Origin of the sequence: Pedobacter gandavensis (genome assembly GCF_014172405.1) — a bacterium.
Lineage (GTDB): Bacteria > Bacteroidota > Bacteroidia > Sphingobacteriales > Sphingobacteriaceae > Pedobacter > Pedobacter gandavensis.
In genome coordinates, this window is sequence record NZ_WNXC01000001.1 from 712,985 (window position 1) to 730,725 (window position 17,741).

At 39.5% G+C, this 17,741-nt stretch carries 19 protein-coding genes; 10 read left to right on the forward strand and 9 right to left on the reverse strand.

Annotated features, from left to right (window positions below):
* Positions 1-3 precede the first annotated feature (3 nt).
* A complete protein-coding gene (locus GM920_RS02760; protein ID WP_182953196.1) occupies positions 4-1,368 on the forward strand; it encodes a RagB/SusD family nutrient uptake outer membrane protein in 1,365 nt (454 codons plus the stop codon).
* Between the two features lie 106 nt (positions 1,369-1,474).
* A complete protein-coding gene (locus tag GM920_RS02765; protein ID WP_182953198.1) occupies positions 1,475-2,725 on the forward strand; it encodes a YdcF family protein in 1,251 nt (416 codons plus the stop codon).
* Positions 2,726-2,742: 17 nt separating this feature from the next.
* Here GM920_RS02765 and GM920_RS02770 read toward each other — a convergent pair whose 3' ends face one another.
* The 3 genes from GM920_RS02770 to ribD are packed head-to-tail and all read right to left on the reverse strand — an operon-like array spanning position 2,743 to position 5,268.
* On the reverse strand, positions 2,743-3,357 hold the full coding sequence (locus GM920_RS02770; protein WP_182953200.1) for an IMPACT family protein: 615 nt from the start codon (positions 3,355-3,357) through the stop codon (positions 2,743-2,745).
* The gene (locus tag GM920_RS02775) at positions 3,347-4,213 is read right to left on the reverse strand and encodes an EamA family transporter (RefSeq protein ID WP_182953202.1); all 867 of its coding nucleotides are present in this window, start codon (positions 4,211-4,213) and stop codon (positions 3,347-3,349) included. The genes GM920_RS02770 and GM920_RS02775 overlap by 11 nt, the downstream gene beginning before the upstream one ends.
* Positions 4,210-5,268 (reverse strand): bifunctional diaminohydroxyphosphoribosylaminopyrimidine deaminase/5-amino-6-(5-phosphoribosylamino)uracil reductase RibD, encoded by a 1,059-nt coding sequence (gene ribD / locus GM920_RS02780; protein WP_182953204.1) that lies wholly within the window; start codon positions 5,266-5,268, stop codon positions 4,210-4,212. The genes GM920_RS02775 and ribD overlap by 4 nt, the downstream gene beginning before the upstream one ends.
* Positions 5,269-5,316: 48 nt before the next feature.
* On the opposite strand from ribD, the gene prmC reads away from it, so the two are divergent.
* Positions 5,317-6,156: a peptide chain release factor N(5)-glutamine methyltransferase gene (gene prmC, locus GM920_RS02785; RefSeq protein ID WP_182953206.1), complete on the forward strand. Its 840-nt coding sequence runs from the start codon at positions 5,317-5,319 to the stop codon at positions 6,154-6,156.
* A gap of 32 nt (positions 6,157-6,188) precedes the next feature.
* Here prmC and xerD read toward each other — a convergent pair whose 3' ends face one another.
* Positions 6,189-7,088, reverse strand: coding sequence for a site-specific tyrosine recombinase XerD (gene xerD, locus GM920_RS02790; RefSeq protein ID WP_182953208.1), 900 nt, complete (start codon positions 7,086-7,088; stop codon positions 6,189-6,191).
* A gap of 44 nt (positions 7,089-7,132) precedes the next feature.
* Between xerD and aroQ the strand changes: the two genes are divergently transcribed.
* Together aroQ and GM920_RS02800 are read left to right on the forward strand one after the other, a co-directional pair.
* Positions 7,133-7,552, forward strand: coding sequence for a type II 3-dehydroquinate dehydratase (gene aroQ / locus GM920_RS02795; protein WP_182953210.1), 420 nt, complete (start codon positions 7,133-7,135; stop codon positions 7,550-7,552).
* 8 nt (positions 7,553-7,560) lie between these two features.
* Complete coding sequence (locus GM920_RS02800) at positions 7,561-8,520, forward strand: M20/M25/M40 family metallo-hydrolase (protein ID WP_182953212.1); 960 nt, start codon at positions 7,561-7,563, stop codon at positions 8,518-8,520.
* Between the two features lie 116 nt (positions 8,521-8,636).
* On the opposite strand, the gene GM920_RS02805 is transcribed toward GM920_RS02800, so the two are convergent.
* Entirely contained in the window at positions 8,637-9,656 is a 1,020-nt protein-coding gene (locus tag GM920_RS02805) for a glycosyltransferase family 2 protein (RefSeq protein ID WP_182953213.1), read from the reverse strand.
* Positions 9,653-10,534, reverse strand: coding sequence for a lysophospholipid acyltransferase family protein (locus GM920_RS02810; RefSeq protein WP_182953215.1), 882 nt, complete (start codon positions 10,532-10,534; stop codon positions 9,653-9,655). Before GM920_RS02810 ends, GM920_RS02805 begins: the two co-directional genes overlap by 4 nt.
* 38 nt (positions 10,535-10,572) lie before the next feature.
* On the opposite strand from GM920_RS02810, the gene GM920_RS02815 reads away from it, so the two are divergent.
* From GM920_RS02815 to mgtE, 3 genes are read left to right on the forward strand one after another with little or no spacing between them, the layout of a single operon-like run.
* Entirely contained in the window at positions 10,573-11,178 is a 606-nt protein-coding gene (locus GM920_RS02815) for a WbqC family protein (protein WP_182953217.1), read from the forward strand.
* 1 nt (position 11,179) lies between these two features.
* Complete coding sequence (gene corA, locus GM920_RS02820; RefSeq protein ID WP_182953218.1) at positions 11,180-12,298, forward strand: magnesium/cobalt transporter CorA; 1,119 nt, start codon at positions 11,180-11,182, stop codon at positions 12,296-12,298.
* A gap of 27 nt (positions 12,299-12,325) precedes the next feature.
* Complete coding sequence (gene mgtE / locus GM920_RS02825) at positions 12,326-13,675, forward strand: magnesium transporter (RefSeq protein ID WP_182953220.1); 1,350 nt, start codon at positions 12,326-12,328, stop codon at positions 13,673-13,675.
* A 107-nt stretch (positions 13,676-13,782) separates the two neighbouring features.
* Here mgtE and GM920_RS02830 read toward each other — a convergent pair whose 3' ends face one another.
* The 3 genes from GM920_RS02830 to GM920_RS02840 are packed head-to-tail and all read right to left on the reverse strand — an operon-like array spanning position 13,783 to position 16,327.
* A complete protein-coding gene (locus GM920_RS02830) occupies positions 13,783-15,165 on the reverse strand; it encodes an MATE family efflux transporter (RefSeq protein ID WP_235964414.1) in 1,383 nt (460 codons plus the stop codon).
* A 43-nt stretch (positions 15,166-15,208) separates the two neighbouring features.
* Complete coding sequence (locus GM920_RS02835) at positions 15,209-15,838, reverse strand: AlbA family DNA-binding domain-containing protein (RefSeq protein ID WP_182953222.1); 630 nt, start codon at positions 15,836-15,838, stop codon at positions 15,209-15,211.
* 3 nt (positions 15,839-15,841) lie between these two features.
* Complete coding sequence (locus tag GM920_RS02840; RefSeq protein ID WP_182953224.1) at positions 15,842-16,327, reverse strand: DUF4442 domain-containing protein; 486 nt, start codon at positions 16,325-16,327, stop codon at positions 15,842-15,844.
* A gap of 83 nt (positions 16,328-16,410) precedes the next feature.
* Here GM920_RS02840 and GM920_RS02845 point away from each other — a divergent pair, with 83 nt between their 5' ends.
* Together GM920_RS02845 and hemF are read left to right on the forward strand one after the other, a co-directional pair.
* The gene (locus tag GM920_RS02845) at positions 16,411-16,719 is read left to right on the forward strand and encodes a phosphoribosylpyrophosphate synthetase (RefSeq protein ID WP_182953225.1); all 309 of its coding nucleotides are present in this window, start codon (positions 16,411-16,413) and stop codon (positions 16,717-16,719) included.
* A 106-nt stretch (positions 16,720-16,825) separates the two neighbouring features.
* Entirely contained in the window at positions 16,826-17,722 is an 897-nt protein-coding gene (gene hemF / locus GM920_RS02850; protein WP_182953227.1) for an oxygen-dependent coproporphyrinogen oxidase, read from the forward strand.
* Positions 17,723-17,741 lie beyond the last annotated feature (19 nt).

The following is a 17,741-nucleotide window of genomic DNA, read 5'->3' on the forward strand; positions in this document are numbered from 1 at the left end:
ACGATGAAAAAATATATCATACTTATTTGTGGCTTAATGATTACCGCCACATCCTGCAAGAAATTCTTAGACTTAAAACCCCAGGATTCTTATGTCGAAAAATCATTTTATTTGGATGAAAAGGGATTACAAGGCGGTCTTGTTACTTGCTATGACGCTTTGCAAAGTGACAGTCTTTACGGGAATAATTTTTTAACATTAGGGGAGCTTCGTGGCGATAACCTGATCGATAACGACCCTGGATCGGGTGCAGGTGTCCGCAATCAGATTGAAGTATTTTCGGAAACCTCTGCAAACAGCATTCTTTCCGGCTCTTGGATGGGACATTATAAGGCCATTTACCGCTGCAATATCATTTTAGATCGTGCGCCGGCAATTTCCATGAATGAGAACACAAAGAATCAGATCATCGGGCAAGCGAAGTTTATCAGGGCACTAAGCTATTTTAACCTAGCCAGGATTTGGGGAAAGGTTCCTTTAGTACTTACGGTTCAAAAAACGGAAGAGGCCAGACAAAATACCCGTGCAACTACGGCACAGGTGTATCAGCAGGTGATTGATGATTTAAACGATGCTGGGACAAAGCTTCCGTCAAGCTGGCCAGCGGCACAACGTGGTAGAGCAACCAGTTTCGCTGCAGCAAGCCTATTGGGTAAGGTATACCTTTATCAGAAGAAATTTGACTTGGTGGCATCAACTTTACAACCTGTTGTAGCAGCCATTTATGCTGGGACAACATTGGCTACTGTACCGCAGAACCTCACTTTTCCTGATAACTTAAAGACAAGTAAGGATATCATTTTTGCTGTTCAATACTTAATGGGTGGGGTAAAGGAGTTCGTAAACCAAGACAATCGCTATAGAAATAACAACAATACGAACATCATTAATATTCCTCCAACTTTGTTTGAAACCGGCGATAATCGTCAGGCTTTAGTGGCCAGTACAGGAACAGGCGGCAGACCAGGGAAGTTTAATTCACCACAGTTGAACAATGAAACCAGTAGTGATTTTCCGGTGTTACGTGCCGCTGATGTTTTACTGATGTATGCAGAGGCTCTAAATGAAACAGCTTATGGAAATACCGAAGCGTTTAAAGCATTGAATGCGGTTCGTACCAATGCGAATGCGTCTATTAAAACACCTGCTATGCTAATTACTCAAACAGATTTTAGAACCGCGGTTTATTTAGAGCGGAGGTTGGAACTGGCTTTAGAAGCGGATCGTTGGTTTGATATTGTAAGAACAAACCAAATGTCAACTATCTTTCCAGGGATTCCATCTTTTAGAAGCCTTTATCCGGTTCCACAAGTGGAGATTGATAATATTAACAATAAAAGCGGCTATCAAAATGATGGCTATAATTAAATAAATGTTATTTGCCGGTACCTTTTAAATTCAGCAGTTTTGCTGGTCTTATATTTAAAAGGTGCCGGTTTTTTGTTTCAATTACATTTAAGATCATTATATAGCTATGAGAATCTTTTTATTATTGCTGTTTGGAAGTCTATGCATGATGGTAGGGCAGGTGCAAGGTCAGCAGGCAAATCCAAATTATGTTTTTCCAGCAGGGACAAATCCTGTTCAGTATAAAAACTATTATTTATTGACCTTATTCGCGCAAGATTCCGCGGTTCGAAAGTTAATTTTAAATGACCCTGAGTTGAAAACATACGCTAAGAACAGAACTTTGAAAATTTCTGATGCGCTTAAAAATTGTGGTGCAGATATCGCTTGTCTCAGTGGTGTATTTAAGTTTAGCGAAGCAGAAGTAATAGCGATTAGTAAGCGTCTAACGGCGCTGTTTAAACAGGATGAGGCCTTAAAAAATTTGGTGAAACAGGAGTTGATTCCTTCAGGCTGTTACATCAGCTACGGAGCGCTGAAGCCCGTTGACCTGTTAGTTAAGGCTTGGGAACAAGAGGCTAAAGCCCTTAATTTTGCGATTGCTGTGTACGTAGAAGGTGCAAAACCAAATTATCCGAAAATAGACTCTATTGGCTTTAATGTGCGGGATAAAAGTTACCCGGAATTGGTTAGGATGAATGGGGTGTTAAGTTCTGTTAACCCGGATAGGCTGTTTTTTGAGCCTTCAATGCAGTTCGCTTTAATTGCCCTCGATATTAATGAAAGAAATGACGCGGCTGATTATGAACCGATGATGACTACCGTTAATAGAGAAAGTCTGAAGGCCATTAAAAAAACGAATTTTGCTGCTTACAAGTATAGTTTAATCCTGGTTCCAGGCGAAGGTCCTGAAGAGCAGAACACGGAATTGAGTGCAGGTGGAATGTTGCGTTGCAGACTAGCTGTTGCCGAATACCGTAAAGGTGTAGCACCTTTTATTATGGTTTCCGGTGGGAGAGTTCATCCCTTTAAAACTAAATATAGCGAGGCGTATGAGATGAAAAAGTATTTAATGAATACTTTACAGATTCCCGAGCGCGTGATCATAATGGAGCCTCATGCGAGACATACGACAACCAATATGCGTAATGCAGCACGAATCATGTTCAGGTACGGTATGCCTATGGAAAAGGTGGCGCTTACGGTAACTGCTCCATCGCAAAGTAGGTACATTGGTGCTGAATTGATGGCGCGTTGTGTGAAAGATCTGGGTTATGAACCTTACAGATTGGGGGCAAGGTTGTCGGATTTTGCATTGGAGTTTTATCCAAATGTGAGCTCATTACAGCTTGATTTTGATGAGCCCATGGATCCTTAAGCCTGGCTTTAGGCTATTTAAACCGTGTTTAAATAATTAAGTTTGATGCCATCAATCTTTTCTATTTTGCCAAGGACCTGGTTCAGCTGTGCCTTTCTAACTTCAAACTTTATGCTGCAGGAGTTGTCAAATTGCTGAGCAAGAATGTTTAGCTGCTCTTCTTTAAATAAGCGCATCACGTCATTCATACTCAAATAATCGAAGGTAAGCTCATAAACGTCATTCACTGTCTTTTCTACAATTTCTGCAGCTTGAATCGCTTCGATTGCTGCTGATTTGTACGCATTGATTAAACCTGGAACGCCTAGTAAGGTTCCTCCGAAATAACGCACGACAACGATTAGAATATTGGTGATGTCCGCAGAAAGCATGGCGTTTAAAATTGGTCGTCCAGCAGTTCCTGAAGGCTCCCCATCATCCTGGATTCTAAAAACAGAACGGTCGGGGCTTAAACGTAAAGCCCAGCAGAAATGCCTTGCTTTTCCATGTTCTGAGCGCAATTGTGTTAGAATAGGTTTTACCTCTTCTTCTGAGCGAATGGGGTAAGCAAATGCAATAAATTTACTGCCACGGTCTTTAAATAATCCCTCGGCAGGAGCAGTTATTGTTTTATAGGTATCGTCAAATAGCATGAAACTGTGATAAAGTAATAAAAATGATCGCGATTAGCGCTAGAATGAGTCCTACATAATTGAGCTTGTTCAGCTTTTCTTTAAATAGGAATATGCCTACCAGCGTGCCTAGAATGATCACGCCAATATTCATGGCAGCGAATACCGTAGATGGATTTTCTGCCATTGCACGATGTGCTTTTAGGTAAAAAAGGATATTTCCGAAGTTGAAGATTCCCAGAACTGCACCGCAAGCCAGGTTAACCAATTCCAACTTTTGCTTTCTAATGACAGCGAGGTAAACGATTGCAAGGAGTGATAAGACAAAGGAAATCGCAAAGGTTAGGATTAAAGAACTGGTATAGGGAAGGTCTTTAATTTGTGCGATCTGCTTAAACAGGATGTCAATGACGCCAAAACCAAAAAACACCAACAATGGATATAGCCAGTTTCCTCCAGAAGTTTTTGCTTTTGATTTGCGGTAAAGCGTAAAAATAATGGCTGTAAAGCCAAAACACAGGCCTAAGATTTTTAAGGTATTGAATTGATCTCCAAACAGGAAATAGGCTGCAAGAATAGAGATAAACAAGGATAATCGCTGTGCGATATCTGTTTTGGCAATTCCAATACTTCTGATAGAAGCCCCAAGAAACCAAAAAACAAGTGGTAATAAGACACCTAGTCCGAGGTAAACCGGTGATATTTTAGCCGTAGTTAAGTCATTGATGCTGGGTTTAAAAAAGAAGAAACTCAGCGCAATCGCGAACAGGTAATTCCAGGTAATGGCCTGTAAAACATTGATTTTATACCTGCGTGCTAATTTTAAGAGCACAGCTACAGTGACGCTGCAAAAAATACTGACGATTAAATAGATCATACTTCTTGGTTATTGTGATAAATAGAGAGTTGATCATTGCCTACCTGATGTTGGGCAGCCAAGGGCTTATTTATTTTTGGCGCAGGGATTCCACCAGACCATGAAATTTTTGAGGTGAATACGCGGGCTTCATCCCATAATCCTGCCTCGATAAACTGGTTGAGTAGTTGGGCCCCACCATCAATGATCACCGATTGTATGTCCATTAAATACAACTGAAAAGCGATTTTTTGAGGGAGGTAAAAAGACATGTCTTCCATTTGAATGAAATGGATGTTGTCAATTACGTCTGTTTTTATTTCGTTGAATATGATGGTTTTAGCTTCGTTGTTGTAAATGTGATGTGTAGTTGGGATTTCCAGATTCCGGTCGATCACTATGCGGATTGGATTCCTACCAGGCCATATTCTGGCGTTCAGTTGTGGGTTATCAATTAGTGCGGTTCTTTTACCAACAATAACCGCATCTTCTTCAGTTCTCCATTTATGAACCAAGCGTTTGGCCAAGGGCCCACTGATCCATTTTTGCATATCATCTACAGGGGCAAAATAGCCATTGGCTGTGTTTGCCCATTTTAGTATAATGTAAGGACGTTGTTGTTTAATTCTGGTGAAAAAACGACGGTTTAGATGGGCAGATTCCTTATCAAGTAGTCCTGATTCCACTGCTATCCCGGCATTTTTTAATTTGCTGATGCCTTTGCCATCTACTGCATCAAAGGGATCCTTGTTGCCGATCACGACTCTTTTTACCTGATGTTTGATCAGCAGATCTGCGCATGGTGGTGTTTTACCGAAATGGGCGCAGGGCTCCAAGCTCACATAAGCGGTTGCTTTTTTCAGCAATAAGGCTGCTTCTGTTTCCCCATATTTAGCAAATACTGCTTTTATGGCGTTTACTTCGGCATGCGCTTCACCGATTTTCTCATGGTATCCTTCGCCAATAATGATTCCGTCAGTTACGATCACACAACCCACCATTGGATTTGGACTAACGTTTCCGGAGCCTAAAATAGCGAGCTCCAAACATCTTTTAATATATAATTCGTCGGCCATTAAGGCAAAAGTAAGGTATATTGTTCGATTTACTTACTTTTGCAGGGCATGAATTTAAGCCAGTTATTAGCCCATTTTAAGATAGAATTGAAAGATGTTTATGAGGAAGAGGAAGTTAAGTCTATTTTCTCTGTCAGCGTAGAACATTTGCTTATGCTCAAGCGGAGCAGCTTGATGATGAATTGGGAGAAAGAAGTTAGCAAAGAGGAAGCTGATCAGTTTTTTTCTATTGCAGCAGGGTTAAAAACACATCAACCCATTCAGTACTTATTGGGAGAAGCTTACTTTTATGGCGCTACATTTAAAGTTAATGAAGCCGTGCTGATTCCCAGACCAGAGACAGAGGAACTTGTAGATTGGATTTTAGCGGAAGACCTGGCAAATAAAACGGTTATAGACTTCGGAACTGGCAGTGGTTGTATCGCCATCAGCTTAAAAAAACATGGGAAAGCATCAGCCGTAACTGCGGTGGATATTTCAGAAAAAGCATTGGCATTGGCTGCTGAAAACGCTTCCAGACTTGAAGCTGAGGTAGATTTCATCCATGCTGATATTTTGAACTTGGATATCGTTGGGCAGTTTGACATCATCGTCAGCAATCCTCCTTATATTACCGGTACAGAAATGGCCGAAATGCATCAGAATGTTTTGGCACATGAGCCTCATCTTGCGCTATTTGTTCCAGATGAAAGGCCTTTGCTTTTCTATGAAGCGATCGCCGATTTTGCAGTCGGACATTTGAAGGAGAATGGGCGCTTGTTTTTTGAAATCAACGAGTATTTATCAGAAGAAACCATTCAGATGCTTAAAGATAAGGGTTTCGTTAACGTTTCTTTAAGAAAAGACATGCAAGGGAAGCCGAGAATGATCCTTGCCACAAAGGATTAGTTTTTGTTTCTTTTAAGGTTAAGCGTGTCGCTTTAACTTCTGGGGTGGAATCCGTTGATGATGCCTTTCAGGTAATCTCTATCCAGGTGGGTGTAAATTTCGGTAGTTGTGATGCTGGAATGCCCTAGCATTTCCTGTACGGCACGCAGGTCTGCACCACCTTCAATCAGATGGGTAGCAAAAGAATGTCGGAAGGTATGTGGGCTAATGCTTTTCTTTAAGCCAGATGCTAAAGCCAGATCTTTGATAATCGTGAACACGGATATTCTTGACAAGCCTGAGCCTCTGCGATTCAAAAAGATATAATCTTCATAGCCTTTTTTTATAGGGATATGAACCCGACTTTGTTCCAGGTAAATCCTGATGTACTTTAATGCTGTTGCACCAATTGGAATAATCCGCTCTTTATTTCCCTTTCCTACGATTTTTACAAATTCACTATCTGCGAATATATTGGATATTTTAATATTGGTCAATTCTGAAACCCGCAGTCCACAGCCATAAAGTAGCTCAATAATGGCCTTGTTTCTCATGCCTTCCGGTTTAGAAGCATCAATAGCCGCTATCAATCCATTGATTTCTTCAATATTTAAAACGTCCGGTAATTTTCGGCCTAACCTCGGACTTTCCAGCAAAGCGGAAGGGTCTTCTACAATGATTTGCTCCAGCATCAGGAAGCTGAAAAATGATTTTAACCCAGAGATCACTCTAGCTTGTGTAGCGGGAAGCATTCCTAGCTCGTTAATCCAGCTGATGAATTTTTTTAAATCGGCACTGCTGATCTCTTTTACCGATGGTGCTTTGTCAATAGATTCAAAATATTGAAACAGTTTTTGAACATCATTGATATAGGCTGTAATCGAGTTCCCTGAAAGCGCACGTTCCAGTTTCAGATAGGCTTTATAAGCGGGTATAAATGGGTTATTAATCACACAAAAATTTTCTACTGTAAGTTTTTAGCTTTAAGTTTGAGCTAATGAAGATACAAATTATTAACGGCCCAAATTTAAACCTTTTAGGCGTTCGCGAGCCAGGAATCTATGGAAATTTAGGTTTTGACGAATATATAGCGCAATTGAGAACCATGTACAGCATCCTGCAAATTGATTACTTTCAAAGTAATGTAGAGGGTGAATTGATTAATAAATTGCATGAAGTTGGTTTTGAATATGATGGTATTGTGATCAATGCAGGGGGGTATACCCATACTTCTGTTGCCTTAGCGGATGCGATAGCGGCAATCAAGACTCCCGTAATAGAGGTTCATGTATCAAACATCTATGCAAGAGAAGAATATCGACATGTATCCTTAACTGGAAAAAATTGTAAAGGGGTGCTGACCGGGTTTGGTTTGGATGGTTACCGTTTGGCAATTGAAAGTCTTTTGAAAAGCTAAGCGCCATCATGAAAAAGATTCTTTTATCTGCGGTATGCCTAGCAATTGGCGCATCTGCATTCGCGCAGGCGGATATTACTGAAAAGGAAATTAAGGAACACATCTGGACATTAGCAGCTCCGCAAATGAAAGGACGTTTTCCTGGAACCAAAGAAAACAAAAAGACCGTTAATTATGTGGTAAAACAATTCAAGAAATCTGGAATTGCACCCTATAACGGAACTTACATACAGGAATTTACCGCCAAAATGAGGGTGAAAAAGGTAGTACAGGATACGCCTTACGTGAAAACCCAGAATGTAATCGGTTATATTGAAGGCTCAGATCCGGTTTTAAAAAACGAGTTTATTGTGATTGGTGCGCATTATGATCACCTTGGAATGGGAGGGGCATCCTCCAAAAAACCAGACACGGTAGCGATTCATTTGGGCGCAGATGATAATGCTAGTGGAACCGCTGCACTTTTAGAAATCGGAGAAAAGTTAGCCGCAAATAAAGCCTTATTGAAACGTAGTGTATTGCTGATTGCTTTTGGTGCAGAAGAACAAGGATTATTAGGTTCTAAGTATTTTACAGAACACCCAACAGTGCCTTTATCTCAGATTAAACTGATGATTAATATGGATATGGTGGGTAGGATGAATGCCGAAAAACACTTGTATATGGGGGGAGCTGCCACATTTAATGGCGGCGTAGAACTGATGACTAGCTTAGGTCCTGAAATTGGAATTCATCCATTTGTAAATCATTATGATGTTGGTGGTTCTGATCATGTCTCGTTTTATAAGAAAGATATTCCTGTATTGGGATTTCATACTGGCGGACATCCGCAATACCATACGCCAGAAGACGATAGACGATTGATTAATGTTCCAGGAGAGAAACTCGTTTGTGATTATATTTATAAAGCAGTAATGAATGTTGCGAATAGGCCGGGAGCGATTGTTTTTGTTCCAGAAAAGAAGTAGTCTATAATTCAAAATCAAGGGTTCTAAGCCCGTTTTTCATCAAAAAAGAAAGCCTGCATTTTGTGATTTGCAGGCTTTCTTTTTAAATATGCGTTTGGAGGGCAAGGTACTTAACCTTAAATACCTAAGCCACTAAAGAACTTGATTTTCTTAATAAAGTAGGCATAAACTATACTAGAAGCGTAATGTCCGGTATGTTGTTGGTAAGGAAGTTGCTGCTTTGTTCTTTTCTTACCATTGACAAATATATACTTGAAGAAATGGAAATGAGCCTTACTAACGGACAGGGCAAAATCTAATTTCCCTTGTAATATGAAATGAATTAACGCAACAAAATCTATAAAAAACCGGATAAAGATTCTGAAAAAAGCATCTGATATTGGCAGGTTTTTCTGCATGATGATCAGGTTGTTTCTGAAATTCAAATAGTTCTTATATGGGTTGTTGGCATTTAACGTTCCTCCACCAACATGGTATATTTCAGCATCCGGGCAGTACATGATTTTATAGCCCATATTCTTTAAACGCCAGCAAAGATCAATTTCTTCCATGTGCGCAAAGAAATCAGGATCTAAGCCACCAGATTCTTTCCAACATTTACTTTTAATGAATAAAGCTGCACCACTTGCCCAGAATATCTCTCTGGCGTCGTTATATTGACCATGATCATCTTCTACGGTATCAAAGAGGCGTCCTCTACAGAATGGGAAACAATGTAAGTCCAAATAACCACCTGCGGCACCGGCATATTCAAATTTAGTTTTATCCTTTTGCCATTTTATTTTTGGTTGTGCAGCTGCAATTTTATCGTCCGTTTCCATCAGCTCAATCACCGGCTGAATCCAGTTTTCCGGCACCTCAACATCTGAATTTAGCAGCACATAATAATCTGCAGTTACTTGTTCTAAAATCTTCCGGTAACCTTCAGCAAAGCCATAATTTCTATCGTTTTCTATCAAACGGATTTCCGGGTAATTTTTACGCAAAAATGCTACTGACTCATCTGTAGATGCATTGTCGCCTACTATAATTTGTAAATTGGGATAAACTGATCGTACTACACCCGGTAAAAAACTCTCCAGAAGTGCTTTTCCGTTCCAATTTAAAATTACTACTGCTACACTTGCTGTTGTCATGATGCGTCTTCTCGTTTTGTTTTCCATCGCCTATGGCTCCACAGCCAATAGGACGGTTCTTCGTTAATAATTTGTTCCAATAAATTGAAATGGATATCGGTAATTTCGTGCTCCTTTGTTTCCTTTGGTACAGGACAAATGGGGACACAATCTACCTCGTAATAACCTCTTTTGAGGTATTTCAGTCTAAAATAGAATATTGGTCTATTGGTTTGTAAGGCTATTTTTTCCAATCCTAATAAGGCAGAAGTATCCTGATTTAAGAAATTTAGCCAGTAATGCGCTTCCCCACGAACCGGACTCTGATCACTCGCAAAACAAAACATACTTGCTTCATTTTTTTTGCTGGTTAACATGCGTAAGGTTTGTCGCATGGGCACACATACGTTACCGAATTTGCTCCTCATTTTTAAAAACCAGTTGTCAAAAATTTTATTGTTAAGTGGCTTGTAGATCACATAAGCTGTTTTTGAAAGGTGTGCACCTAATGCCAGCATTCCCCATTCCCAATTGCCATAATGACCGGTACAGGCCAGCACGCTTTCTCCTTTGTTAAAGTGCGCTTCTACGAGATGTAGGTTGGTAAACTTTACACGTTTCTGAACTTCTTTCTCAGAAATAGAGTGCATTTTGATGACTTCAACAGTTAAATCCGCGAAGTACCTGAAAAATCTCTTTTCTATGTTGATGATTTCCTCCAGGCTTTTCTCTGGAAAAGAATTGACCAGATTCTCACGTACCACCTTCTTCCTGTAACCTACAAGATAATATAGGATATAATAACAAATTGCTGCAATTAAATACAGAACTTGCATCGGCAGAAGAGAGAAAAAGCTTAAAAAAACTACTCCTATATAAGAAAAGCTTTTTTTTATCATTATTTTGGCGGATTAAGAGTGCAAACATAAAATAACAGATGCAAAGTTTAGCTATATTCCCCCTTTTTTATCTTCCACCAGTGAGTTATTTCAGAGAATTGAAACGTTTTGGAAACGAGTTTTTACTGGAAAAAGAGGAACATTTTCCCAAACAGACTTTCAGAAACAGGGCTACAATTTACTCACCTAATGGGAGTTTAGATTTAATTGTTCCGGTAATCCGTGGCAAAGAACAACATACCAAAATGAAGGATGTGAAGATCAGTAATGATTTTAACTGGCAAAGATTACATTGGAAGAGTCTGGAGAGCTGTTACAGAAATTCAGCATACTTTGAATATTATGAGGATGAATTCGCCAGGTTTTATCACCAGAAATTCGATTCTCTTTTTGATTATAACCAAGAGATTATGGATTGGTTGTTCAAACAACTGAAAATTACGCCCAAATTTGAAATGACTGAAGAATACCTAAGTGAGGTGCCTGCAGATCTTGACTTCCGTTCCGGCCCTGTATTTAAAAAACCAGCAGGTGATTTTAAACCTTACTTTCAAGTTTTTGACGATAGAGCAGGCTTTAAGCCAAACTTAAGTATTGTGGACTTGTTGTTTAATCAAGGCCCTCAATCGAAATCCTATTTTTAAAATGGCTAAACCAGCAAAGCACAAAAAGAAACGTCAGCATATAGAACTTCCACATGCCGGAGCTAGTCCAGGGACGATTTTTATTGATTCCAAGGCTTTAAACCCGATCATTAAGCTTTACCGATACAATGCGGAGAGCTATGAGGTAAAAGAGTTAAAAGACATCAGTAACCTAAAAGTCCTGTTGCAAGATAAAACGCATACTTTTTGGGTGGAAATCAAAGGCTTTAGTTCTTTGGCTTTGTTTGAGACTTTAAGCAGGGATTTTAATGTCAATAAACTGACGCTGGAAGACATCACCAGAACTTACCAGCGGCCAAAACAGGAAGAATACGATCATTATGTTTTTGCAGTGAGTAGAATGCTGCAATTGGATGAAAATCAAAATCTGGAGAATCAGCAATATTCTTTTCTGCTGACTGACAATGCTTTGTTTACTTTTCAAGAAAACTATGAGGATTGCCTTGATCCTGTGCGCTCGCGACTAAAAATAGGGAAGGGCAATATTCGCCTTGGTGGAAGTAGTTACCTGATGTATGCCCTGATGGACATCATTATTGATACTTATTTTGAAATTTTAGGTGCATGGGGTGATGAACTAGACAATATTGAAGATCGTTTGTTTGATAAACCCGATAAAACGGTCATGTTTGATACACAACTGATCAAAAGAAATCTGATTAACATTAGAAGGGTCGCCTGGCCAGAGCGGGATAAATTAAACGATATCCTTCGCAGTGATAGTCATTTAATCACGGATCAAACGAAAATGTATATTCGCGATGCCTATGACCATTGTATTCAGATTATTGACATTGTAGAGTCTTTAAAAGAGATTTCCGCGAGTAATATTGACATGTATCTGTCTATCATTAGTAATCGGATGAATGAGATTATGAAGGTGCTGACCATCATTTCCTCTATTTTTATTCCCTTAACTTTCATCGCCGGAATCTACGGTATGAACTTTGCAAATGTAGATCCGGTTACTGGTAAACTACTGCCACAGAACATGCCCGAGCTTTATCAAGCTAACGGTTATTTATATACGATGGTGATTATGGCGCTAATTGCTGTGCTACAAATCATATATTTCTGGCGTAAGGGATGGTTTAAATAACCCTGATTATTGTAACTTTGGCAATAGATGCAATCCTTCGACCTGGACAAAACAGACGTTTCTAAACTAAAAAACGCCTTAAATAGTGATGATGAACAACTTAAAGTTATTCTATCGGAGTATCATGCCTCAGAAATAGCGATACTTTTCGAAAGCATCAATAAAGAAGACCAGGAGCGGATCATTAACTTATTGCCTGTAGAGATTGCTTCAGAGGTTATTTCCGAAATGCATGAGGAATCTCACCCTGAAGAATTGCTACTACAGTTGCATCCGGACAAAAGGACGGAAATTGTTGAAGAGCTGGATTATGATGATGCTACAGACATCATTTCCCAGTTAGAGGAGCATGAGCAGAAGGAGATTCTAGAGGATTTAAGCGAGGATGATGCTTCCAGTATCCGGAATTTATTGAGCTATGACGAGAAGACGGCCGGTGGTTTAATGAACACCGAGTTTATTCGTGTCAATCTTAACCTGACTAAAAAGGATGCAATTGACGAGATTATCCGTCAGAGTGAAGAGATCGAAGAATTCTATACCATTTTTGTAATTGATGACGACAATGTTTTTCAGGGAATAGTTTCTTTGAAAGACATCATTAAAGCAAAAGGTAATGTACATATCACAGAATTGGTTAAAGCGGAAGTAGCTTGGGTAACTCCAGATACAGATCAGGAAGAAGTTGCCCGGTTAATTTCTCAATATAATATTACCAGTATTCCGGTTGTCGACAATGATATGAAGTTGTTGGGAAGGGTTACTTTCGATGACGTTATCGACGTACTGGAAGATGAAAACACAGAAGATATCTTAAAAATCTCCGGGGTTTCCGAAGATGAGGAACTTAGTGGTAATTGGGTAGAGGCGGTGAAATCTCGTTTACCTTGGTTGATTTTAAACTTAGGAACGGCATTTTTAGCTTCAGCAGTAGTCAGGCATTTTGGTTCTACAATTGAAAAGATTGCGGTGCTTTCTGCTTATATGACAATCATTGCCGGGATGGGTGGAAATGCAGCAACGCAAGCCTTAGCGGTAACTGTAAGGAGGATTTCCTTATATGACCTGACCGATAACCAGGCTTATCGGACGGTATTGAAAGAATTTACTGTTGGATTGATCAATGGGGCTGTAACTGGACTTATCGTATTTATGTTCGCCATATTTTTTGACAGCAACCCATTACTGGGTGTCGTTATCTTTCTGGCGATGACGGGTAATTTACTCATTGCCGGTGTTACCGGCGCAGGTATTCCCTTAATTCTAAAAAGAGTAGGGATAGACCCAGCCATCGCATCTTCCATCATCATTACCACATTTACAGATGTTTTTGGGTTTTTACTGTTGTTAGGATTAGCGAGCAAACTGTTGCTATAACTTAAATCTCATTGGCCTAAAAAAGCCTTTTCATTTATTATAATCATAAAAATGCCCCAATAAGTGTTTAACTTTTTGGGGCATTTCACAGTATTGCTATTTTATGTTTAAGCTGCTGTTGTATTTAGTGCTCTGGTTTTGTTTTGGAACCTAAAGAAGAGCAACACAGAAGCAGTGAGCAGTCCAAATGTTAAGCCATACCATATTCCGTTTACGCCTAGGCCTAATTTGATGCCCAGTAAATAACCCAGTGGAATTCCAATCACCCAGTAAGCCACAAAGGTGATAAATGTTGGGACATTGACATCGCCAATCCCTCTTAAAACACCTAATCCTACCACCTGAGTACCATCAAACAATTGGAAGAATCCTGCAATGATCAATAGCTGAGCAGCGATATTAATCACAGCTGTATCTTCCGTATAAATGTAGGGAAGCAGGTTATTGGCCACAATGAATAGAATTGCAGTAATACTCATGAATAAAATAATGACATGGTAACTCGCAATTGCTGATTGTCTAAGATCCAGGAAGTTCTTTTTACCAAAGTTATTACCTGTTTTAATGGTGGCCGCAGAAGCAATACCACTGGCCATCATATACGTAACAGAGGCCAGGTTAATAGCTACCTGATGAGCTGCTTGTTCTACCGCGCCAATGGTACCAATCAGAATCGCTGCACCACTAAAGGCACTGATCTCAAAAGAATATTGCAAGGCTACCGGGGCACCGATTTTAATAATTTTTAAGGCCCTTACTTTATCGAAGAAAGTAACTTTAAAGCTTTTGATGTATTCTTTAAAATATTTCGACTTCATGACGTAGATCGACATGACAATAGCCATTAGCGTACGGTCTACCAAGGTACTAATCCCTACACCTTTGACGCCCATAGGAGTGATGCCGAACATCCCTTTAACCAGGATAATTCCAAGAATAATGTTCAATAAATTTCCCCAGATTGAGACAAACATAGCTTGTTTGGTGAAACCTAAACCTTCAGCAAATTGCTTAAAGGTTTGAAAAATCATGAGTGGAATAATGGAAATTGCCAGATAGCCCAGGTAAGGTTTTGCATAGGCAACCACTTCCGGCGATTGTCCGAGGTGATCTATGACTAATAAAGTTCCAAGATGTACGAAACCGTATAGTAAAATAGAGGTCAGGATATTAATGATTAAACTGTTCGATAAGAGTTTCCCGCATTCATCATAGTTCTTGCGGCCATTTTCCTGAGCCATTAAAGGCGTTAGTCCGTAAGAAATCCCCATTCCAATCACCAGGATGAGCATGAATAGACTGTTGACCAGTGAAACTGCCGCCAGCTGAATGGTGCCAGCAAAATGCCCAACAATCACACTGTCGGCTAAATGAACAAGGGTATGTCCCAATTGTGACACCACGATTGGCATAGCCAGACGGAGGTTGTCGGAGTAATAAGGTTTATATTTTGAATATAGTGTTTGTAGCATTGCTACAAAAGTCGACATTTCTATCCTCAATTTTTTGAGGTTGAAATTATTTTACATAATCTTATTGTGAAATTCTTGTAAAATACTCTTCTTTTTCAGAACTATGAGGTTGAATGGCGCCATTGAGAATTTGTCCGACCAATATTTTTTGCGCTTTTTTAAAAGAGCTTTTAATGACTTTGCTGTATTGTTTTAACGTAATACGTCCTTCTTGTTGGAGATAGTCAAATAATATGGTTTCTTCTTTTCCATGAGGGATTGGCACTACCAGATGTTCTGCGGTTTTTTTAATCACATCGACCAGGATTTTACTTGCCAAAAGACTTTTGTCCTGGATCCTGAAATAAACCCACCATTTTTTGTTTTCATCCAAGGCATAATGTGGTTTGGTCTCACTAGGATGGATACTCACTACCAGGACAAGCTTATCATCTACATATACCTCTTCAAAGGATAAATCTACAGCTGGTTTGCAATATTGCTGTGCCGATTTCAGGAGCATATACCTTTCTTCGTCTTCAGATTTCACACCTTTAATCGTTCCGTCATCGGCAACACCAATGAGTAGTTGTCCGCCTTTATGGTTGGCAAATGCTACGAGACAACGGGCAATTTTCTCGTGGTTGGTAATGGTTTTCTTAAAATCAAGGGTAGTTCCTTCACCTTGCAGGATGAGTTTCTTGATGTTCATAGTTTAATAGGCAATGCGTGGTTTTTCTCCGTGATGTAGATTGCGTACGTAAATTTCATTCATGACCGTAGCACATAATTCTCCTTGGGCATTGGTGATTTCCATTGGGTAGGCTTTTACAAATTTCCCGACCGTGTTCATGGCTTCGATGGCTTCACTGAGCATTTCGTCCGTGACGGTGATGGTGAAAAATAAATCTCCATGACCAGGTTTTAGATATTGTATAGCAGCACTTTTCAACCATACCCTTATTTTATAACCTTCCCGTCTCAGTAGTTGATCAAATAGCAGGGCATAAAAAGGATCTGTAGCCGCATATATTGTTCCTCCGAATATGGATCCGTTATAATTTTTATTGAAAAGACTTCTATTGATTTTTACATCTACCCCACGAAAACCTTTATGGAATTTTTTCACCCATATTCGCTGGAATAATAAAGGTGGATACAAACAAAGTCCCCATTTAAGCGTTGTTTCTGATACTACCATGATGTTTAAATATCAATAAAGTTTATTGAACAATGAAATTTAAAACGGTCTATACTCCAAAATATTTTTATTAAATTAGAGCTATGTATATTTATGACACTTTAACCGCTGCTGTTTCTGACCTTGAGAAGAGAGGTTATGAATATGATTTCATATTGGCAGCCGATTGCATCGAATGTAAGGCTATTGATTTACAGTTAATGCCTGAAGAATTTGAGATCGACGAATTTTACCGTTTTGAGGGGATGACGGACCCGGCGGATAGTGCGGTCATCTATGCAATTTCCTCCCCGGTAGGGAACTTGAAGGGCGTATTGATTGATGCCTATGGCGTGTATGCGGAAAACGTATCTCCAGAGCTTTTGGATAAGCTAAAAATGCACCACGATTAATGGTAATGTCCGTTTTTCGGGCATTATGTCAAAAAAATGTACTATCTCAACTTTAGCTGCAAAGGAGCTTTTTTAAAAGTTAACTTTGAGGATAAGTTTTAGAGAAATGGTATTTAAAGATAAAGTAGTCGCAGCCTTCCAGAAAATTCAGGACTCCATTTGCCAAGGTTTGGAACAAACTGATGGTAAAGGAAAGTTTGTAGAAGAATTATGGAGCCGCGAAGGTGGTGGTGGTGGCAGAACACGAATTTTGCAAAATGGAAATGTAATCGAAAAAGGGGGCGTCAATTTCTCAGCAGTATATGGCAAATTACCGGAAGCCATCAAGAAGTCTTTTAAGCTGGAGAATGATGATTTCTTTGCCACTGGTGTTTCTATTGTCATGCATCCTAATAATCCCTTCGTGCCTATTATACACATGAATATCCGTTATTTTGAGATGGACGATCAGACCAGATGGTTTGGAGGAGGGATAGACCTGACACCGCACTATGTGATTGATACTGACGCCCGATTTTTTCATCACCTGCTAAAACAAACTTGTGATGAATTTGATGCTTCTTTTTATCCTAAGTTTAAAGCGCATGCTGATGATTATTTTTTCATTAAGCATAGAGAAGAGACCAGGGGAGTTGGCGGTATTTTTTATGATAAGTTAAAACCAGAAAATACAGGATTAGATTTTGACCGATTATTAGATTTTTCAGTCGCAGTTGGAAATACCTTTCTGCCTGCCTATACGGAGCTCATTGATAGAAATCGGGATACTGATTTTACTGCCGAAGAACAAGAATGGCAATATTTAAGAAGATCCCGTTATGCGGAGTTTAATTTAGTGTACGATGCAGGCACTAAATTTGGCCTGGAAACTAACGGGAGGATAGAATCGATCCTAATGAGCTTACCTCCAATGGCCAAATGGGTATATAATTATCAACCAATACCGGAGAGCCCTGAAGCGGATACCTTAAGTAAGTTAAAAAAAGGCATTGAATGGGCTTAACCGCCCTTTTTAGGCCTAA